This is a genomic window from Mycoplasma sp. 3392 (assembly GCF_053851755.1).
The window spans coordinates 67,627-89,383 of record NZ_JBSQBF010000001.1 but is presented as its reverse complement, the minus strand read 5'-3'; the positions used below and the strand labels follow the sequence as shown (position 1 = coordinate 89,383).

Below are 21,757 nucleotides of genomic sequence, written 5' to 3'. Positions count from 1 at the left end.
ATGCAAAAAAAGGTTTTCATCTTTGAACATAATCAATCACTAGAGCCACTGGCTTCTTATTTACTGTCTTTAAATGTTGAAGCGATTTTGATGAATGGTGAGTTAGGTGCAGGGAAGACCACTCTAACCAAATGTATTGCAAAAATGCTGAATATTGAAAAAGAAATTGTGTCACCAACATTCAATACTATCCTTGTTTATGAAGGATTAGTACACATCGATGCTTATAAACTAACAGGTTCATTGTCTGGGTTTGAAGATTATTTTGAGGATAACTTGGTGGTTGTTGAGTGGTCTGATAATATTAGTCACAATTTTAGTCACTACGCAAAAGTCAATGCTTATCTTAAGGATAGTCAACACATTTTTGAAGTAGAGGAAGTGTAATGAATTTATTTTTAGATGGTTGTTTAGAAGATTTGGCAATTGGTTTATATAACTCGAAATTAAAACTTATAGACAAAATTATCATTGACAAACTTAATAAAAAAGTAGATGTTTTACCACATTTGGTCGAGAAAATTCTTACTCAAAATAGTGCAAAAGTTACTGATTTGAATGCTATTTATATCAATGTAGGACCAGGTTCTTTTACAGGTAGTAGAATCGCCCTTACTTTTGCTAGAACAATTTGCCAAATACACAAAAACACTCAACTATATGTTACTTCGACAATTCAACTACTGAAAAAACAACTGAAAAATGACATTTTATTCATCAAGGCTAATAAATATGCTTCGTACAAAATTGATACAAACAATGATGAAAAACACGAGTTAGTGAAAAATATTGTTGTTGATGAAATTGACTACAGTGAATTACTTATAAATTTTAAAGAGTATCAAAAATGTTTCGCATTAGTAGAAGACTTAGAAAGCGTTGATGTTAAGTATTTTCATGACCCACAAATTGGAGGACTAGAATAATGCTTGTATTAGGAATCGAAACTAGTCACGATGATACGTCGCTAGCAATTGTTAGCAGTCGAAAAGGTGTTTTAAAAACAGTAACAATAAGTCAAATTGAAGTACACAAAAAATATGGCGGAACTGTTCCTGAAATTGCTTCACGTTTGCATGTTAAAAACATTTATCTAGCATTAGAGGAAATTAAAAAAGATTTTGATTTAAATAAAATTGACTTGATTGCATACACAGCAAAACCAGGTTTGATTGGTGCACTTCAAATTGGTTTTTTAGCAGCAAAGGCAATCGCTATGACACTGCAAAAACCTATAGTTCCTATTGATCACATAGAAGGTCACTTTTTTTCAGCTTCAATAGGTCAAAAAATCAAATATCCAGCTTTAGGATTGGTAGTTTCTGGTGGACACACACAAATAATTCTTGTTCAAAATAGTTTTAAAATGAGTGTTATAGGCTCAACAATTGATGATGCAGTTGGAGAATGCTATGACAAGATCGGACGTAAACTAGGTTTAGAACATCCAGGAGGTCCAAAAATTGACAAAATTGCTTCAACTCATAAAAGTAATATTAAGCATCATTTTTCTATCCCACACACTGAAAATGAGTATGATTTTTCACTCAGTGGAATAAAAACTCAATTTATTAACTTCATTAATAATTATCGCAACCGAAATGAGCAAGTTCCAGTCGAGGATATAGCTGCCAAATTTCAAGAAACCATTGTTGAGTATTTAAAAGAAAAAATGACGAAAGCAATTGAAACTTTTCAACCAAAATCAATAGTTTTGTGTGGTGGTGTTAGTGCTAACAATGCGATTAGAAATATGTTCCTAACTATTCATCCAAATGCTTTGGTTCCACTTAAAGAATATGCCACTGATAATGGAGCAATGATTGCAAAAGCAGCAATTGAAATTTACAAAGATAGTTTTAAGAAGGCTAAAAAATAACTCTTAACAAATACTCATTTTGTTTCTCTACAAAGTAGAGAACAAACACCAATAAGAAAAAAAAGAGTTTTTTTTGCTAAAATTTAATAAGTATTTAACGCAATGGACAGGATATAGGTGAAAGACTATACTTAGGTTGGTTTAACGCGTTAAATTAAAATCGAAAAATAGTTTTATAAATTACAAACAAATTTCAGAAAGGAAATACAATGGCAAAATTAGATTTTGACCGTTCAAAAGCTCACGTTAACATTGGAACAATCGGACACGTTGACCACGGTAAAACAACATTAACAGCTGCTATTGCTACTGTTTTATCTAAAAAAGGTCTATCAGAAGCTCGTGATTATGCTTCTATCGATAATGCACCAGAAGAAAAAGAACGTGGAATTACAATTAACACAGCTCACATCGAATACAACACAGAAAAACGTCACTATGCACACGTTGACTGTCCAGGGCACGCTGACTATGTTAAAAACATGATTACTGGAGCTGCTCAAATGGATGGAGCTATCCTAGTAGTTGCTGCAACTGATGGAGCAATGCCTCAAACACGTGAACACATCCTACTTTCAAAACAAGTTGGAGTTCCAAAAATGGTTGTTTTCCTAAATAAAGTTGACATGCTAGAAGGTGAAGAAGAAATCATCGACCTAGTTGAAATGGATATTCGTGACCTATTATCATCATACGAATTCGACGGAGACAACACACCAGTTATTCGTGGATCAGCTCTTAAAGCTCTACAAGGAGATCCAAAATATGAAGCTGCTATCATGGAATTAATGGATGCAGTTGACACATGAATCGACGAACCTCCAAGAGAAACTGACAAACCATTCCTAATGGCAGTTGAAGACGTTTTCACAATTACAGGACGTGGAACTGTTGCAACAGGTAGAGTTGAACGTGGAAAACTACAACTGAACGAAGAAGTTGAAATCGTTGGACTAAAAGACACCAAAAAAACAGTTGTTACAGGAATTGAAATGTTCCGTAAAAACCTAAAAGAAGCTATGGCTGGAGACAACGCTGGACTATTACTACGTGGAATTGACCGTGATGATGTTCAACGTGGACAAGTTTTAGCAAAACCTAAAACAATTATCCCTCACACAGAATTCAAAGCTGCTATCTATGCACTTAAAAAAGAAGAAGGGGGACGTCACACACCATTCTTCGCTAACTATAAACCACAATTCTACTTCCGTACAACAGACGTTACAGGTGGAATTAAATTCACAGATGGACGTGAAATGGTTGTTCCAGGAGAAAACGTTGACTTAACAGTTACTCTAATCGCTCCTATCGCCGTTGAAAACGGAACAAAATTCTCAATCCGTGAAGGTGGAAGAACTGTTGGAGCTGGAACAGTTACAGAAGTTCTAAAATAATTATTTTCAAAGAAGCAACTTTCAAGTTGCTTTTTCTTTTTTGCTTTTTGGTGACAAAAACACAAAAAAAGCAGCTTTTAGCTGCCTATTTTTCATCGTTGTACATTTCAAATAATTCATAACCGTCAAGAGTTTTTCTTATTTTAAAATGTCTATTATTAGCTTTAAATGTACCGTTTAGTCCTTTTTCTCTTTGTGTTAAACTACTCATAATCATTAAATTATCATTAGTAGGCAGTTCATTTTTTTTGACAGGATACAGAACATCTATTTCTCAAGAAAATTCTGAATCTGTTTTATATTCATCACGAACTATTTTTCTCCCGGCAAAATCTTCTGCTTCTTGTTTGTTTCCATATACAGCATTTCATGCTTGTAAAGCCATCATTTTTTCTTGTTCAAAATCTGCGTTAGTCATTATTCTCCTTTTAAAATCAAAATCGGTTCAAAAAGTAGGTGTTGCATTTGATTGACTTCATCTAATATTATTTTTATTTTGAATGACATTTTTTCTACTTCTAGATCAGCTAGTTGTGGATTTTGGTGTTCATAATTTTTTAAAGCAACAAAAAGAGCTTTGATTGTTATAGCTGATGTTAGTTTAAATTTCGTAGTGCTGTCTTTGATATAACCATATGTAGCAGTAAAATCAAAGTGATCGATGTAGTCTAGCAATGTTTTAAATGTTAGTTTGCTATCCTTTTTCTCTTCATCGTTTGCATATCATTCCTTGAAAATGTTTGACACATTGAACTCCAATTCATCATTGCTTTTTACATTTTCATAGGTGAAACTTTCGTTTGAAAAATGTTTATCGTCTTTATATATTTCTTTTAAGTATTTTTCATAGTTTTCTTTAACTAGAGTACCAATTAATTGTTCGTTAATCTTAAATTTAAAGACGTTATTATTTTTAACTGAAAACTCTCTAATCATAGTTCCAGAAGCAAAAGCATTGACAAAATCATATTTTTGACTCTGAAGTTCTCATTTTTTTGATTCTGAGTTTTGAACTAGCTCTACTTTTGTTTCTTGCTCTTTATTTGCGCCGACATAACCTTCAAGAAGTGGTTTTTGTGTTTCATGTTTTTTAGCTTTGGTAACAATTGGAATAATAGCTATCAAGCCAATAAAACAAAGTGCAAGCCCTGAAAATATTAGTGCAGAACGCAGCTTATGTTTTTTTGCTTTTGGTTTCTGAATAATTTCTTGATTTTGATTTTCCATAATTAAAAATTATACTAAACAAGACACTAAAGCAATGAAAAAGATGGCTATGCCATCTTTTCACTAGTGTTTGTTTCAGTCGTAAATCAGATCTTTAATTCTTTTAATATTAATCCGCGAGTGAAGAAATTCATCATCAAGTTTTACTTTATTTGCTAAATAAGCAAGAAACTGAGCTATGACGCGGTATTTAATGAAATCTTGTGGACATTTACGTCCATAAGTCTTTCAAAAGATTGCTTCCTGGTGTTCATTCAATCCCATGTTTTCAAACAAATTAGCAATATCAACCAATGGATCTCCTTTAGCAGCTTGATCTCACTGAGTAATATAAACACTTTGATTTTTTGAAAAAAAGATATTATCAATTGAAAGTGAATTGTGACAGTTAGCATTAAGGTTTAACTGAGATACTCACTTACGCATATTATGAATAAAGATTGAGTCAAAATCTTCCTTTAATGCTTCGATACCAATTTGGTTTAGAGAATTTTTAATCTTTTTATCTAAAACTGAAGGCGGAAATTCAATTTTCGAAGTATGCAAAATCTTAATAGCACGAGCAATCGAACGAATTTTCCTGTCAGTCAAAAAACCTGTTGTGTTTGCTTCCATTCAACGTCAAATGATAATTTTGTCATCTTGATACACATAGACTGGCACAAAATAAAATTCATTTAGTAAATCAATGTTTAAACGATCTCCAAAGCCATCCTTGACTTTTTGTACTATGAAACGAGACTGGTAGTTATAGAACTTGTTTTGGTAAGGATATAATGCTCTTGCTATTTTTGGCAGCGGTGTTTCAAGGTGTGAATAAAATTGGCTAAAAGTTGCTTTTTCCCTTGTCTTAACTAAATAAATAAAATCTTCCAGTTGAGTTAAGGTAATATCGAATTCATCACATAACAATTGTTTTGAAATACCTAAATTAATATACATCATAGCAGCATCAGCAGCAGGGTAATTGTAAGAACAAGCACCAAAGTCAATCAATTTAATTTTTCCCAGGCTATTAACTATGACATTCGAACGCTTTATGTTGTTATGACACAATACCAAGTCATCATTGGCATATTTTTTTAGAAGCATATCATATTTTGTGTCATCAATTTTACAACTATATCAATTAAAAATTGGAGCCTTGAATTTTGTGTTGTGTAGTTTTTTTACTTCAACAATAAGATTGCGAATAATTGTTCGATTAATCTTGATTTTTGTCAAATCTTGGCCATTATATCATTTCTTGATTAGGTACCCATCTTTGTAAAATAAATAGTCATCAAAATTCTTAGCAATGACTTTTTCAGTCATTTTTGAGTCTTCGTCAAACTTTGGGATTCTGATTTGGACCATTTCACCACGATATTTAGCACGGTAAGTCTTGTTCTTAAAGCCTTCATAGTAAAAGTAAATATCACTTATTTTTTCACTAACAACCGAGCCAAAAACTCCTCTTAACTCTTCGATAACAAGTTTAGACTCAGTTTTATTGAGTTTGTCTTGTAGCATTTTTAATTTCTTCTAGTTGATTCATATATTCATCAACTCTTTTAATGTAAAGACTGTCATCAAAAGGTTTAACAGGATGTTTGTTTATCCATAGCACAACTAAAGCATTAACCAAAATTTTGTGAATGTGAACATAGTAAGGTTCAAAGTCATCGCCATAACCTTCATATAATCACTGAGTTTGTTCTTCGGTAAGATTTTGTGATTCAATAAAGTAAGCAAGGTCAAAGTGAACATCTCCCATTGTGGCGTATTCTCAATCAGTAATGAAGAGATTTTTGTTTTCATCCTCAATAAAATTGAATAGTCACAAGTCATTGTGGCAAGGAGCAGAGTTGTCGATATTTTTCAAGAAGAGATTAATTTTTTTGTAGTGTTTATCTAAAACGTCAATCTTGCGTCCTAGTTCACTAACCTTTTGGCGATATACTTTGAATCTTCTTGCTAAATTGTTAGCAGGAAAACGTAATTTTGAGTTGTGAATTGTAATCAGCATTTGACCGATTTTTATTAAGTTTTCTTTGTTTAATTCTGGTTGTTTACCTTTGATAAATTCTGTTACTAAAGTTTTTTCATCATCATATAAAACTTTAGGGCTGAAATCAAATTTGTTAAGGATTTGATAATCAATTTTGTGATTGAATTCATCATATTGTTTTTCTTTAATGAATGTGTTTTGTTTATCATCAAAATAAGTTTTATTGGTAAAACCTTGATTTTTTAATAGATGTTTCATGAATTAAAAATCGATATTTGAAGCATATTTAGCATTTTCTTGTACGAAATCACGACGTGGTTCAACTTCTTCACCCATTAGAGTGGTAAAGATTGTGTCAGCTGCAGCTACATCTTCGATTTGTACTTGTAACATGCGACGATTTTCAGGATTCATTGTGGTTTCTCACAATTGTTCTGGATCCATTTCTCCCAACCCTTTGTAACGTTGGATGTTAACTTTTGATTTGTCAATAGATGCTAAAATTTCTTCTTTTTGCTTGTCATTGTAAGCATATTGTACATTTTTACCATAACTTATTTTGTATAGTGGTGGCTGCGCCAAGTAAACAAAACCATATTCAATTAAAGGACGCATATAACGATAGAAAAAGGTTAGCAATAAGGTTGTAATGTGAGCTCCATCGACATCGGCGTCAGTCATAATAACGATTTTGTGGTATCTTAGTTTGTTAATATTGAATTCATCACGAATTCCAGTTCCAAGAGCGTGAATTAAAGTTCCAATTTCTTTATTTTCTAACACTGATTGAATATTGTTCTTTTCGGCATTGATAACTTTTCCCCGCAATGGTAGAATTGCTTGAATTGAACGGTCACGACCCATTTTGGCACTACCACCAGCAGAGTTCCCTTCGACAATGTAAAGTTCAGTTAATTCAGCATTTTTAGTTGAACAGTCAGCAAGCTTTCCTGGTAGGTTTCCAAACTCAAGTCCATCTTTTTTACGTGACGCTTCACTTGCTGCTTTAGCAGCTAAACGAGCTTGTTGAGTTTTGATACATTTTTCAACAATCAAACGAGCTATAGCAGGATTTTCTAACATGTAACGTTCTAGCGATTCACTTAAAACTTTGTTAGTTGCACTACGAGCATCTTTATTTTCTAGTTTCCCCTTAGTTTGACCTTCGAAAATAGGATCTGCGTGTTTTACTGAAATAATTGCCACTAATCCTTCACGAATATCATCTCTTGATAAACGGTTTTTTTCATCTTTGATTAGCTTATTTTCTTCACCTCAGTGATTAAAAATTCTTACTAAAGCATCACTAAAACCTTGCTCATGTGTTCCACCTTCATTTGTTGAAATGTTATTGGCATATGAAACAACATTATTTGAAAATCCTTCGTTATATTGCAAAGCAACTTCAACACTAACTTCTTTTGCGTCTTCACCCATTCTTGGATCTTTGAAACTTCCTTCAGCGTATACAATCTCTGGATTGATAACTTTTTTACCTTTCCCTAACTCACGCACGTAGTCAACTATTCCACCTTCGAAACAAAATTGTTTTTCAACACTTTTAATTTTGTCGTTGATATTTAGTTTTAATCCTTTGTTAAGGTATGCTGTTTGTTTTGCGTGGTCTGCAATGATTGAAAAGTCAAAGTCATTTTTTTCCATTATTGTGAAATCAGGTTTGAATTTAACTCTAGTTCCGCTAATTCCTTCAGGAGCTTCAGAAATAACAGCCAACTCATTTACTTTTTGCCCTCCATTAGCAAACTTTTGATAGTAAACTTTTTGATCTCTAGTAACTCATACTTCAAATTCCTGACTTAAGGCATTAACAACACTAGCTCCTACCCCGTGTAATCCCCCACTAACTTTATAGGCATCTGAGTTAAATTTACCACCAGCATGTAAAACCGTGAAAACTGTTTCGACTGTACTTAGTCCTGTTCCTGGGTGTTTGTCAACCGGTATTCCCCGACCATTGTCGATAACCTCAACTACATTATCAGGATATAAGTTAACTGTGATCTCATTACAAAAACCTGCCAAAGCTTCGTCGACTGAGTTATCAAGAATTTCTCAAATCATGTGGTGAAGACCTTTGAAACCGATGCTTCCAATGTACATTCCCGGTCTTTTACGAACTGGGTCTAGACCTTTTAAAACTTCAATGCTGCTTGAATCGTAATTATTATGATTTTTTTGCTCCATTGCTACCTCTTTTTTAATATATAAATATATTAAAATTTTACCTTATTTTAGGCATTTTGAAGCACCATGACTAGCAAAAAGCAAGAAAAAACCGCCCTTAGAGGCGATTTAAATTCTTATAATAAGCTTGAAGTATCTACATCTTTAATTTCTTCTTCAGTTGCTGTGAAGAATGCTAGGTTGTGTAGACCCATTTTTTCAGCTAAAACGATTCAAGGGAAAACATAAATTTCTTGGTTGAAACGTCTTACTCTCATATTGTAAACTCTACGTGCTGCATAGATTTCATCTTCTTGTAAAGCAACTTCAGTATTGAATTGCAAGTATAGACTTTCTGCCTTTAAATTTGGGTATTGCTCGAAAGTTAATGAAAGTCCACGAGTAACATTTTCTAGAATTGCTTGTTTTTCTTGTAAGTTGTTTGTTTTATCAACATCAGCGATCTTTGAACGTAATTCTGTAACTCTTTCTAGTAGTCCTGCTTCGTGATTTCTGTAGCTTTTTACTCCATCCATCATTTTAATCAATGTTGCTCTTCTTTTTGCTTGCGCAGCCTGAATTTGCGAACTAGCTTCTTGTGCTTCTACTTGCATAGTATTGAAAGAATTTTTCTTTTTGTATGCAAAAATCAAGAAGATGAATAAAGATATGATAATGAAAAAGATATACATAGCTTTTTGTGCACTAGTTGCTTTAGCTGGTTGAATGTGGTTGTCAACGTTTAATTTAACTTCCACTTGTTCATTTCTTGAATCAAATAACATTTTTTCTCCTTAGAATTTATGCTCTTTTAAATTATATCTTAATTTAAAGTTTCATTGCTGCAGCCATCTGATCGATAACACTTTTTTCCAATTTGTCTGGCTTGTCAATAAAGACAAATATTCCATGCTCATTGATTTCTAATTTGTATGTATCTTTATATTTATTGAATTGACGATTAAAATTATTGATTCATCTTGTTGTTGTAAATGCTTTTTCTTCATTTTTCACAAAATGATAGTTGAAATACATTCTATTATCATCAATTAGCTGTTGATCTATCCTAGTTGCATTATTTCTTGAAAAAGTTTTTTTAACAAGTCCGGAATTAATCATTTGTCCTTTTTCTAGACGTATTTTTGAGTTAAATAGAACGATTTTAGGCTCTTTAAACATGGTGTAGTCAGTGTAAGGAACTGGAACATTAACAGTACCGCAATCGTGGTCATAAACTCTAACATATTCAACTTTTTCAATTCCGTATCAGCTTGTTGCAATGATGTTAAAAATCGAAGTGTCAGAAGATTTATGTTGAGAATCAATTTCATAAATGATGGGTCTCAATCTTTCTTTACTATACATTTCTAAGTAAGTTTCTTTGTAAATTTTTGATTTAACTATTAAAGTATCATCTAATTTAGTATCTACTGGATTTGACACAATTTGATCATCTTTGTAATCCATTTGATAACGTTGACCTGGTTTAGTGTACTTTTCAGCCGCTAAATATTTATTTTGAAAAACAAAATTTATCGAAGCCAAAAGATTTGACATATTTGTGTAAAAGAATGGTCATAAAGCCTTCTTAACTCTATCAATATCTGATTCTTCAAATCTTATATTTTCAACTGCATTGTAGTTAAGTTCAGAATAAAATTTAGCATCATTTATGTTTCAGTTGTTGATTAAGAAAGCAGTTGGTTTTTTCTCAAAATCAGGAGTGAATAGATTTAATTTTTGACTATATATTTTTCAATCTATGTATCTTTGTTGTATTAACATTTGGAAAAAGTTTACAAATGCAACATCGTTGTTGTATTCAAGATTAAAATGTTGGTAAAAATCACGATTTTCCAGTAAAACTGTGCTCTTTTTCAGTGTTTTTCTTATTTTTCTTTCACTTTCAAGAGGTTGTGAAATGAAACTTAATTCTGGTAAGTAATTACTTGGGTATAAGAATAAAGAACGGCTTTTTAAAAAAGGTGAAGTGTGTTGATAATAGGCCACAATAGTTTTGCTATAAGTTTTGTCGCCATTTCTATAGCTAACAACAATCGAACCTGTATACTCGATTGGTTCATACGTTAAAACACGATAAAAAATGTCGTAAAAATATGTGTTCCGGATGTCATATTTTTGTACTGCGTGAATGAAAACCGGGTTAGTTGTGTCTGCGAAAACCGGTTTTAGATCGCTTCAGTCAGTTACTTCAACTTTATTGATTCCTATTTTACTAAAGGCATATGATCTTAAGTCTTCTGGACTGAAAGTGTTGAAAACTGAACACAAAATTGCTTCTTTTTCAATTCTTAAATTATCAGCTTCTTTGTATGCTTTTTGTTTTTCATTTTCAAACGATTCAATTGCTTCACAATTTTTACGGTATATTCCCATTGCTAGAAATATAAAACCTATCAGAATGAAACAACTCAAAATGATCATGATGTTTCCAAAACGTTTACCACCAATGTTTAGATGTTGATAAAGCTTCTCGATTGAAACTTTTTTGTCTAATATCTCTTTTCTTAGTGATGTAACCTTGTTGGCAGCTTCTGGATCAAATTGTTTTATTCTTTCATTGATAAAATCATCAAAAATGTCGCCCAATTTGCTTTCATTAGTTTCAAAAAAAGTCTTTGTCGGGTTTATGAAAATGTCGTTTATTGCTAAGCTATCATCAATTCTTCTTTCCATAAATTAATCCAATCCTAAATCGTCGTCATCAACCAAACTATATTTTTTAGTAGTTTTCTGGCTTGATGCTTTTTCTTCTTTCTCAAATGGTTGAATATTGTTGTCTTCAAATATATCTTCTAGATTTTTATTTGAAATTGAATCTTCAGAACTAATTTCAGTAATTTCAGATTCACTCAGATCATCTGTTTCTTGACTTGGTTGATAAAAAATGTTATTAAAATCGTTATCTCTTTGTGTATGTGATTCAATGTTTTCGTGTGTATTTTCAGTGAATTGTTGCTCGCTTGGCGAATCAAAATCAATGTTTATTTCTCTTGTATCAAACGGATCAACATCAAAATCAATATTGCTTTGTGTTTGTATACTTTTTTGATGAATTTCATTGTTTTGAATTATCAATTCATCAGTTTGGTGTTCATTGTTAATGTCTGATAGTTCTTCAATATTTTCGTTATAAGAAACGCGTTGATTTTGATTGTAAACAATTTTGTTATTGTCAACTTGAGGCTTGTCTTCTTGTAAATTCAAGAAAGCAAGATTGTCTTCATTTTTATCATCAAATGTTTTGATTTGTGCTTGTGTAGCTTTATTTTGAGTATATTTGGTTGTTGTAGTTTTAAGTGATTCGAGCTTTGCCTTTTCACGTTTTGATTTAGAAAAAGCAAAACGGTTTAAAACGGTAGGTGAAACAATTAATAAAACTAAGCTAGTTAGCAACAAAACGATTGATAAAACGAGTGCCAAGACTGTTGAACCCATGCTTGCAAAAGCTGCATAAAAGAATGTTGGAACAATTCCCATTGTGTACTGATTTGGTAAGGCAGTATTACCATTATAAGCTTTGCTAAATTGTGAAAATCATATATTGAATATTGGTTTGAAAGCATTTTGTGGTGCATCAATTTTTCCAGAGATTTCGCCCAAGCTTTGTTTCATAGTGTAAAGAGTGGTTGTCAAAAAAACAACACTGATTACCAAGAAAATAGATTTGTTAATTGAAATATGAAAAGCTCTTCATGAAAATTTACTTTCAAATTTAAAAAGTGATTTTAGTGCAAATAAGATAACAAATAAGTAAATGAATGTCGAAAAAGCTCCAAATAATGCCCCCATTGTGTAACTGTGAATTGTGGTTATAACTGGCACAGGCAGGAATGAAAAAACTAAGAAAAAGACACTTAAAACAATTGTTAAAATTAGTCACAATCGTTTTGATCCAAAGTGTTTTTTGGTTTTATTGGTGTTATTTTCTTTTGATAATTTTAAAAAATTAAATTTACTAGATTTCATATAAAGTCACCACCACTAATGGTTCTTTGTAAAGCACTTTAAACATTTTTTTTCTAATTGTACGACGTAATTTTTCTTGAATATCTTTTAAATTAATTTCTTCTGCTTCTTCAAATTCTTTATTAAACATTTTTTCAATCAATTGTGTAACTTCTTCTTTATTTTCTTTGGAAATAATTCCATAACTAGCAATATTTAATTGTCCAATTGGCTGTTTAGTTTTGTAGTCAATTAAGCTTGAAACTGCTATCACACCATCTCTTGCTAGTGTTTCTCTTTCTTTAATAACTTCGTGACTGATATCTCCGATTCCAAAACCATCAATTATTACATCACCATGATGTCTTAAAGTGTGTTTTTGTGAAAATAGTTTACCATCAACAAATTGAGCAACTTTACCATTATTCAAAATAATGCAATTGTTCTGATTCATAAAAGCATGTTTAACTACTTCACTGATTGCCAATGCAAAATAACGATATAGACCTTGAATTGGGATAAAGTATTCTGGACGGAAGAATTTCACAACATCAATAATGTCTTGTTTAGCTGGATTACATGAGTAATATTCGCTTGAGCTTAGTTCAATTAAGTCTGAACATGTACGAGCAATTTCATCCAGTGTAACTGCATAATTAACTTCTAAACCATTAACTGGTGGAGCAATCATAATAACTTTATCATTTCCTCTTAGTGTCAAGTAAACGTCATTTCCTGAAGCAATTCTTAAGAAACGATTGTGTAATCTTTCAATTGCTCCAGTGACTAAAATAACAGCATTGTGAACACTATTGGCATTGCGATAATCAATAACTTCCGGCATTTTCATGTTTGGATGCATTTTTTGCAACAAATCAATCAAAATTGAATAATTTCTACCGTATGTGATGACTGGCCGATTGTATTTGATAGCTAGAAGCAAGATTTCATTAGCGGTAATCATGTCTTCATCGTATAGTCCGACAATGATTCTTTGGTCTTCTTTTGCTTCCATAAATTTGTATTCAATTTGATTAGTTACTCAAAGTTTATTGATAGTATTACCTGGTTGATTTGATTTTCCTGAGTCCATAATTAATATTTTGATCGGATCAGAACCAATTTTTTGCTGAATATCTTGCAATTTAGTTTGCCCATAAGGGCCAAGGTTACCGATAACGAAATTAGTCATAAATAAAATGTTTTGATTATCGGTATTGAAATTTAAACCTAATGTTCCTGGCAATCCCCCTGCTAAAGGTAGTGGAGTTATTTTTATTTTGCCAATGTTAAAAGGTTTGTTAATTGCTATAACTTCGTAGTCATTATGTTCGATACTGTATTTTGAAATTCTGTCTAAAACAACAAACTTATTGAATGTAGATGTATAGATTTTGACGTTTTTGATTTTCATTAACATTCAAGGAATAGCACTAAAGCTTTCGTTGTGAACATCAGTAATGAAAATCCCTTCAATTTTATTGGCATGTTTTTCTAAATAATCAAAATCAGCAATTAAAGTATCAATTCCATTATGTGAATTGATTGGTACTTTAGTTCCGGCATTGATAACAAAAATTTTGGAATCAATTTCTAAAACATAACAATTTTTACCATTTTCGTCTTGTCCTCCAAGAGCAAAAAAGTTAATCTTTGACATATTAATCCTTTCATATTATTGTTTGAAACTTGCAGTAAATTAATATTATTAATTTTATAACACTTTTTATCTTGCCATAACTTAAAAATTACATTTTTAAAAGTAAAAAAGCGAGTTATGCTCGCTCTTCTACCATATCCATTGTTTGTTTTAGCGCCTTTACGAAGTCTTGATAACTAAATTGCACTTGATTATCACGTGAAGCATAAGTAGTATTAAACAATCCTTTTAGCGTTCCTCTGAATTTATCACTGTTTTTATCAGCTGGTTCTTCGAAAGGAACTTGACCATCACCTTGCTCGGTTTTTTGCACTTGCTTGATGAAAATATCCAAAAAGGCATTGGTATTTAAATTTGGACTTTGTTCGATGAAATTTTTCGACGGAAACAAGTACCCAGCGCGATAAGCAAAATATTCGACTGGGGTTAATTCAACACCTTCTTTTAAGTCACTTCAGCTTTGTTTAAAATCATCACTATATAGTCAATTGATAAATGCTAAAGTTGAAGCATTATTTTTTTGTCCAGCATCAATTGCAACAATTGAAGGACCCTGTAGAACATATGCCCCATTGTAGTTTGGGTCTTCATCATTGTTTTTTTGTGGTGGTGTAGTGATTAACGTATTCTTTAATGAAAGTTTGTTTCCTTGTGGCTTAAAATCTTTTAACAATCATCAAGAATCTACTTGCTTTGGAAGACTTTTTTCAAGCTCGCTTATTTTTTCAAGTTTGTCCTTGACTGCCAAATTAGAAGCATAAGCAGTATTGATATCATCAATTGTTTTGTATACTGAGTTGTATTGCTCTTCAGTCATTGGGTTTGATGTGTCAAACACATAAAACTTAACAAAATCGCTCAAATTATTAATGATAAATTCCTTGGCTTCTGTTGAGTTATATAACACTTTTGCATTGTTTGCGTTTTCCATAAATTTATTTATAGAAATAAGATTTTCAGTCAAAATTTGTGTCTTTGAAGCAGTAGTAGGTTTGTTGTTTGAGTCAAAGTTCAGTAAACTCACAACTTTTTGTTTTTTGTCAATGTCAGTCGGTAACATATATATTTTTGAACCAATTGTCATTTTTGTTGTTTCTTGATCTTTGATTAAATCCCCATTAGCTCAGTATGAAATATTTTGATTTTTGTAGAAGAAAGGATCTTGAGCAAAGCGTACATAATTATATGCTAATGTTGAACCAGATCCAAAAAGAACCTTGTGTGCTGTTTGAAGACGTGAAGAGTTAAAATCTCTTGATGAGTCTCTTTGAACATAAAATCTTTTTGTGTTAATTAAGTCAACAATTTGTTTAATTCTTGAGTAAAACTCTTTAGAATTGGTGTCATTTTGGCTTCCATTCAAGACTTTTCAATAATCAATTAAATAATTTTTCTTTGTTCCTGGCTGTAAATAGTAATTTTTAAAATCACCTTTTGCTGCGTTGAACATTTGTAAGTACAAGTAATTTACAACCGAGTCAACTCCAAGAACAAAAAACTCATTAGTGTTAGTTTCTAAAGAATTTGCTAAGAAGTTAGCAAAAGAAATTTGATTGTCATATGTGTAAATAATCGAATCATCCAGTGTAAAGTTTTGTACTTTACTGAAATCAAAATTAGCTTTGTCAAGTTTTCAAAGCTCTTGAATTAAATTTCTTTCGTTTTCACTGATAGAATCTGATTTTCAAAGGTTTATCGCTTTTTGTAAGGTTTCTGAATTTGTAGCTGAAATCAAGTTAGTTTTTAAATTGACTTTTTGTTCTTGAGTAAGATTCTTTAAATAAGAGTCATACTTTGTGTTTAGTGTTGTTAATATGTAACCTAATAAAGGTAAGTCAACTGTCATTACTTCACTACTTTTTCCAAAAGGAAGCAGTCCCACTTGAATATTTTTTGGTCCAATTAGGTTACTATTAGCTTTTAAAAATTCATCTTTAATATCTGAAGTGTCAACATTTTTTAAGTCTAAAAGCTTGTTGTAACTAGATAACAGAACAGCAGTTGAAGGATAAGCGAGAACTGCATTTGGGATAGTGTTGACATCTTTGGCATTAAGTTTTAATTTTAAATTCAAGTACAAGTCATTTAGTGACCCAGCAAAATATTGTAATTCCACCGGTTTCAAAAGACTTTGCTTTGGATTGCTTGATTCTTTAATCTCTTCGTTTGTTTTTTTTACGTATTCGTTATATTTGGTGACTAAATCAACTAGTGCACTATATCTTTTTAAATCACTTTGCGGTGTATAAGTTGTTGCTAAAACTACTCTATTTCTTTCAGGAATTTCAAAATCACTCTTAGTTTTGTTACATGAAGCAGATGTTAAGGCCACGACTGGTGTAGTAACTGCCGCAAGTGCAAATAATATCGTTTTCGTCTTTTTTAATTTAGGCATGTATTTAATTATACTTTGTTTTGAGTGTTAAAAGAGTAACAAAAAAAGAGCACAACGCTCTTTTAAGGGTCAATTTCTTGAAATGGCGCGCCCGGCAGGAGTCGAACCCGCAACCTTTTGGGCCGTAACCAAACACTCTGTCCAATTGAGCTACGGGCGCATTTTGGAGCCACCAACCGGATTCGAACCGGTAATCGAGGTGTTGCAGACCTTTGCCTTGGCCGTTTGGCTATGGTGGCAACACATAGCTTCTAATGCTATTAAGCAAATTAAATTATAATACTTTTTTTATTTTTGTGATAAAAATTAAACTCATATCAAACAATAACCTGTTGTACACAACTTTAAAAATAAGGTTAATTTAAAATTTAGATTTTGCATACTGTCACCTTATTTTGTATATTACTTAATTTTAATCTTTAGAAATTTGAGTTTGAAAGGTTACTAAATAATAAATAGGGTAAAAAAATGAACCTTTTGAAATACAAAATAATATTCTTTCTAAAAACGGCTTTGCACATAAAAAAAGAAAGAGTGCTAAATTTAGTAAATTAGTAATAATTCTTAAGAACTAAAAAATATTCAAAAACTTTTAGTTAGAATAGTTTTTTGTGTATAACTAAAAATTGCATCATTACTTTAAAAAAACTTTTACAAAACAGAATAAATTTTGAAAAATAGACAAATTATATCTGCAAATATGTGCTTTAATCTGCAAAATTAGACAAAAAATAAAATAAAGAGAAATTAAAAAACACAAATACTAAATTTTTGGATCTTGTCAAAAGAAATTTTAGAAAAAACAAATTAAATGCTATTTTTGCTAATGTAACTCATCTTCGTCAATAAAAGATGTTGCGCAAAATCAATTTTCTTGTTAATAGTATTACATCACAAAAATAAAAAAGTACTTAATTTGAACTTAAGCGTTTAAATGATGTTAACCTTGTTGCCAACTATATTAGAAATATTCATTTGATGGAGAATGAGTTATTCATTCATGGATATTCACTAACGGAATATACTAATACAATAAAAAATGGCGCAAAAGTATCGCAATGGAAAAAGCATGAACAGTCTCAGATAGCGAAGAAACTAAATACTTTTTCTCTATTTTAAAATTGGAATGTTTATATTCGCAACCAACCCATAAAACGACTTCTTGCTAATTGAAAAAATTTGGTTAAAGATTATATCCAGTGATACAACAATGAAAAATTCAATGTTGTCCTGAATGAAAAACACCCCATCATTGATGGAGTGAAAACTTCATTATTATTTGAAAGTACGACCTTTTTATCCTATACTCTAGATCTAACTGAAAACACACGGCCTTCCTGAGTAAAAGATAACTAATTATAAGTAATTTATCCTACTTTAAAATAAATTTATTTCACTTTATTAAATTTAATGATTAGTCGATGATATTGCATTCTGCTGTAATAACCTTCATTGTCTTTGTAATTTGGATTTTGTGACTTGGTAAAACCATTCAAGCATAATTCTACATCTATTTTCAAAATAGATTTCTTTTCGAGTTCCTCATTCAATCACTTGATGTCATTCATCACTTTTTTTAGAATGTCACTGTCTCAAAGAACAGAAAATTCAGTCATACCCTTTTCGTTTAAAAAATTTATGAACAACTTGCTGTCATCTTTATAAATAAAACGACATTTAAATTTCCCTTTAAGTAACGACAGTTTGTGATATTCTATTTTGTCAAAATTGTTTGGCGTTATTATTTGAATTCGTTTTCTTGTTTGTTGTTGTTCCGAAGGTTTCTGAACATCATTCAAAGCTTTATCATGATGACTACCTTCTCTTTTGGAATTTTTATTTATATAAGAAGAGAAAAACGACAAAAGTTCATTTTCTTTGTAATTTTTATCAGCATTAATTACGCTTTTATTTTGTTCTTTTAAAAAAGGGCAAGAAATATCGTGCTTACCACTTGTTTTAATTGGATAAGATCTAATTCATAAAGTTCCGTTTTCATTCGTTGCAAGAGTAAATCTCGCTATTTTACAATGACTACAAAATAAATTTGAACTGATTTCACTCTTAGAATATTTTTTTTCCTTAATCGATTCACATATTTCATCAATATTCAAACATTGGTCAATAGTTTTGAAAAAATATAATGTTCTATTGTTATTTTTATCATTCATATTTAAATTATATATTTGTATATTACTGTATTTTGACTTTTGATATGAACAACATCATTGAATACAAAGAAAAAAAGCGATTTTTGTGATATATGAATGAACTATCTTAACTTATTTCGTCTAATTTTATCAAGAAATACATTGTGTAAAAAAAAGAGCAAAAACACTTGTTTTGCTCGAAAAATTATTATTTTGCATTAATTAGTTTTTTTAATATTTTAGAAACTCCGGCTTTTTTATAGTGCGCACCGATTTCTGTTGCAAGGTTTTTTAGCTGTGGGCTTGAATTTTTCATCGCAATCAAAGCACCCAAATACTGTTTTGCACTGGCATCATTCATACTATCGCCTAAATGCACGGCTTTTTGTGGGTCAATATTTTTTAAAGCACAAACATAGCTGTCAGCAAAGCCTTTTGAGGCTTCAATATCATTTATTTCTAGCGCTTTATTGTTTGCAGTCATTGCGACATTAATGTTTGGAACATATTTAAGTAATTTCTTTTGCAAAAGTGCCAATTTTTTTGTTGAGAAGCTTAAAACTAAAATTTTAGTAACATCATCTTGTTTTGGCATTTTGTTGTAAGTGGCAACATATATTTTCTTTTTGAAAACAGGAATCATTTTGGCAAACAGGTTATTTGAATAAATCGTTGAACTTGAATTTACAATAAACGAGAATTTATCTTCAATCAAAATCTTAATAATTTGATTGAATTTTTCATCGTTGATAGTAATTTTTCTAATTATTGTTCCTGTTTTGTCGAAAATTATTGCTCCATTTTGAGCTATTCCGTAGTCTAAACCAAGAGTATTTGTTATTTGCAACAGGTTTTCGTTAAAAGCACGACCAGTAGAAATAAAGCAAGGTACAGACTTGTTAATTTCTTTGATAGTTTCTATATTTTCTTGTGAAATTGTTGATTTTTTATCAACCAATGTTCCGTCAAGATCTAAAAATATAGCTTTTGGTTGGAAATTCATTAGAATCCTGCAATTTTTTCTAGTTTGTCAACTGTGTTGTATCCTACTCCACCAAATTTTTGAATGTTATCTTCAAAAACAAAGTAAGCAGGAATTGAGTTGATTGATCATTGTCTTGCTAAGTCTCTATTTTCATCAACATCCACTGTTAGAACATTAACTTCTGGGTGTTTTTCAGCAAATTTTTGAACTTCTGGTTTTAACATAACACACATTCCACATCAGTCAGCTGAAAATAGAATGAATGTTTTCCCTTTTAAGTTTTTGATGTCTAAATCATTAGCATTTTCGATTTTTTTGATCATAATTTTACTCTCCTTTTTAGGGTTATAAATAATATGTTAAATTATATTACACAAAAGCAAAAAAGTTATTTTTCAGTAAAAAAACGAGTGCTTTTGCATTTTTTTGTCTTTTAATATGCTTTAGCAAAAATTACATTACGTTTTGTTTCGCTTCCAGTAACAGGACAAGTGCAATTTTTATTTGTTGGGATAGGATCTTCAAATGGGATACAACGTGCAGTGGCTCCTGTTTCTTCTTGAATTTTGGCTTCAGCTTCTTCACAACCACAAAATGGCATCATTACCCATTTGTTTTCGGCAATAAGTTTTTTAAATTCTTCGTAGTCTTCAGTGAATACAATATTTTCAATCATTCTATTGTAGGCTGAGTTGTAAAGGTTGTTATGAACATCTTCTAAAAGAGTCTTAACTGTTTTCTTAAGATTAGAATCAAATGCAACTTCAATCTTTTGTAATGTATCACGACGAACAAGAAGCATTTTTCTCTCTTTAGCTTCGTTTGAACCGATTTCAATTCTCAAAGGAGTACCATGGATCTCACTGTTTGCAGCCTTAAAACCAAGTCCTTTCTCGCTCGAGTCTACTTTTACTCTTCAGCTTTTAGCAAGAACTGAACGAACTTGTTCTGCCATTTTTTTAACCTCAGGATCTTTATGTCCGAAAATTTCTAGAATATCAATTTGAGTTGGTGCCACTTTCGGTGGGATGATAATTCCATGATCATCTCCATGCGCCATTATTAATGCGCCCAATAATCTAGTTGTTACTCCTCAGCTAGTTCCATAAGCATGTTCCCTTTTATTTTCTTTATTTTTAAAGGTTATATCAAATGCTTTAGTAAAGTTTTGAGCAAGATAATGGCTTGTTCCTGCTTGTAATGCTCTACCATCTTTCATCATTGCTTCAATTGTGTATGTAGAACATGCTCCACTAAATTTTTCACGCGGAGTTTTCTTTCCTTGAATAACCGGAATTGCAAGATAATTTTTTAAGAACTTAGCATAAACTTTTAGCATTGTACGAGTCAATTTTCTTGCTTCAATTGCATTATTGTGAACTGTGTGTCCTTCTTGTCATAAGAATTCAGTAGTTCTTAAGAAAGGGTTAGTTGTTTTTTCTCATCTCACAACATTAGCTCACTGGTTATAAACTAAAGGCAAGTCATTATAACTTTCAACTTCATTTTTGAAATACTCATTGAATAAGACTTCACTAGTGGGACGGATGTAATAGTTTTCGCTTAATTTTTTGTCTCCAACATGAGTTACTGTGGCCAATTCAGGACTAAAACCTTCGACATGTTCTTTTTCGCGATTGATTAAACTTTCTGGAATAAGTAAAGGAAAGTACACATTTTGTACTCCTAGTTTTTTAAATTCATTGTCTAGATTTCTTTGAATGTTTTCTCAAATTCCGTAAGAAAGCGGTTTGAAAATGATGCTACCTCTAACTTGAGTGTAACTTATTAGATCTCCGTTTTTAATAACATCTAAATATCATTTTGAAAAATCTTCTTTTAATGGGGTAATTTTGTCTATTTTTTTTGCCATATTTATTACTTTCTATTTAATATTATTTGTATGGTTCATTGAATTAAA

At 31.2% G+C, this 21,757-nt stretch carries 18 protein-coding genes and 2 tRNA genes; 4 read left to right on the top strand and 16 right to left on the bottom strand.

Annotated features, from left to right (window positions below; genetic code table 4):
* From tsaE to tuf, 4 genes are all read left to right on the top strand, one after another.
* Positions 1-387, top strand: coding sequence for a tRNA (adenosine(37)-N6)-threonylcarbamoyltransferase complex ATPase subunit type 1 TsaE (gene tsaE / locus ACWXVV_RS00420; protein ID WP_438341565.1), 387 nt, complete (start codon positions 1-3; stop codon positions 385-387).
* Positions 387-926 carry a hypothetical protein gene (locus tag ACWXVV_RS00415; RefSeq protein ID WP_455984616.1) on the top strand — a complete coding sequence of 180 codons (540 nt, stop codon included), beginning with the start codon at positions 387-389 and terminating at the stop codon, positions 924-926. Before tsaE ends, ACWXVV_RS00415 begins: the two co-directional genes overlap by 1 nt.
* Entirely contained in the window at positions 926-1,879 is a 954-nt protein-coding gene (gene tsaD / locus ACWXVV_RS00410; protein WP_455984617.1) for a tRNA (adenosine(37)-N6)-threonylcarbamoyltransferase complex transferase subunit TsaD, read from the top strand. Before ACWXVV_RS00415 ends, tsaD begins: the two co-directional genes overlap by 1 nt.
* A 209-nt stretch (positions 1,880-2,088) precedes the next feature.
* Positions 2,089-3,276 (top strand): elongation factor Tu, encoded by a 1,188-nt coding sequence (gene tuf, locus ACWXVV_RS00405; RefSeq protein ID WP_438341568.1) that lies wholly within the window; start codon positions 2,089-2,091, stop codon positions 3,274-3,276.
* A gap of 85 nt (positions 3,277-3,361) precedes the next feature.
* On the opposite strand, the gene ACWXVV_RS00400 is transcribed toward tuf, so the two are convergent.
* From ACWXVV_RS00400 to proS, 16 genes are all read right to left on the bottom strand, one after another.
* A complete protein-coding gene (locus ACWXVV_RS00400) occupies positions 3,362-3,694 on the bottom strand; it encodes a hypothetical protein (RefSeq protein WP_455984618.1) in 333 nt (110 codons plus the stop codon).
* Positions 3,694-4,503, bottom strand: coding sequence for a hypothetical protein (locus ACWXVV_RS00395; RefSeq protein ID WP_438341570.1), 810 nt, complete (start codon positions 4,501-4,503; stop codon positions 3,694-3,696). The genes ACWXVV_RS00400 and ACWXVV_RS00395 overlap by 1 nt, the downstream gene beginning before the upstream one ends.
* A gap of 63 nt (positions 4,504-4,566) precedes the next feature.
* Positions 4,567-6,015, bottom strand: a complete 1,449-nt coding sequence (locus ACWXVV_RS00390; RefSeq protein WP_456012445.1) for a phosphotransferase — start codon at positions 6,013-6,015, stop codon at positions 4,567-4,569.
* Positions 5,993-6,751 carry a phosphotransferase gene (locus ACWXVV_RS00385; protein ID WP_455967608.1) on the bottom strand — a complete coding sequence of 253 codons (759 nt, stop codon included), beginning with the start codon at positions 6,749-6,751 and terminating at the stop codon, positions 5,993-5,995. Before ACWXVV_RS00385 ends, ACWXVV_RS00390 begins: the two co-directional genes overlap by 23 nt.
* A 3-nt stretch (positions 6,752-6,754) precedes the next feature.
* Positions 6,755-8,698 (bottom strand): DNA topoisomerase (ATP-hydrolyzing) subunit B, encoded by a 1,944-nt coding sequence (gyrB, locus tag ACWXVV_RS00380; protein WP_455967607.1) that lies wholly within the window; start codon positions 8,696-8,698, stop codon positions 6,755-6,757.
* A 116-nt stretch (positions 8,699-8,814) separates the two neighbouring features.
* Complete coding sequence (locus ACWXVV_RS00375; protein WP_455967606.1) at positions 8,815-9,462, bottom strand: LemA family protein; 648 nt, start codon at positions 9,460-9,462, stop codon at positions 8,815-8,817.
* A gap of 43 nt (positions 9,463-9,505) precedes the next feature.
* The gene (locus tag ACWXVV_RS00370) at positions 9,506-11,374 is read right to left on the bottom strand and encodes a hypothetical protein (RefSeq protein WP_456012444.1); all 1,869 of its coding nucleotides are present in this window, start codon (positions 11,372-11,374) and stop codon (positions 9,506-9,508) included.
* A 3-nt stretch (positions 11,375-11,377) separates the two neighbouring features.
* Positions 11,378-12,667, bottom strand: coding sequence for a hypothetical protein (locus ACWXVV_RS00365; protein ID WP_438341577.1), 1,290 nt, complete (start codon positions 12,665-12,667; stop codon positions 11,378-11,380).
* Complete coding sequence (locus ACWXVV_RS00360) at positions 12,657-14,306, bottom strand: ribonuclease J (protein WP_438341578.1); 1,650 nt, start codon at positions 14,304-14,306, stop codon at positions 12,657-12,659. The genes ACWXVV_RS00365 and ACWXVV_RS00360 overlap by 11 nt, the downstream gene beginning before the upstream one ends.
* A 115-nt stretch (positions 14,307-14,421) precedes the next feature.
* Positions 14,422-16,701 (bottom strand): P68 family surface lipoprotein, encoded by a 2,280-nt coding sequence (locus tag ACWXVV_RS00355; protein WP_455984623.1) that lies wholly within the window; start codon positions 16,699-16,701, stop codon positions 14,422-14,424.
* 83 nt (positions 16,702-16,784) lie between these two features.
* Positions 16,785-16,861, bottom strand: a tRNA-Arg gene (locus ACWXVV_RS00350).
* Positions 16,862-16,865: 4 nt separating this feature from the next.
* A tRNA-Cys gene (locus tag ACWXVV_RS00345) sits at positions 16,866-16,940 on the bottom strand.
* A 1,149-nt stretch (positions 16,941-18,089) separates the two neighbouring features.
* Positions 18,090-18,872: a hypothetical protein gene (locus ACWXVV_RS00340; protein WP_438341580.1), complete on the bottom strand. Its 783-nt coding sequence runs from the start codon at positions 18,870-18,872 to the stop codon at positions 18,090-18,092.
* A gap of 187 nt (positions 18,873-19,059) precedes the next feature.
* Positions 19,060-19,854, bottom strand: coding sequence for a Cof-type HAD-IIB family hydrolase (locus ACWXVV_RS00335; RefSeq protein ID WP_438341581.1), 795 nt, complete (start codon positions 19,852-19,854; stop codon positions 19,060-19,062).
* Positions 19,854-20,159, bottom strand: a complete 306-nt coding sequence (locus ACWXVV_RS00330; protein WP_438341582.1) for a thioredoxin domain-containing protein — start codon at positions 20,157-20,159, stop codon at positions 19,854-19,856. The genes ACWXVV_RS00335 and ACWXVV_RS00330 overlap by 1 nt, the downstream gene beginning before the upstream one ends.
* Positions 20,160-20,269: 110 nt before the next feature.
* A complete protein-coding gene (gene proS, locus ACWXVV_RS00325; RefSeq protein WP_438341583.1) occupies positions 20,270-21,709 on the bottom strand; it encodes a proline--tRNA ligase in 1,440 nt (479 codons plus the stop codon).
* Between the last annotated feature and the right edge of the window lie 48 nt (positions 21,710-21,757).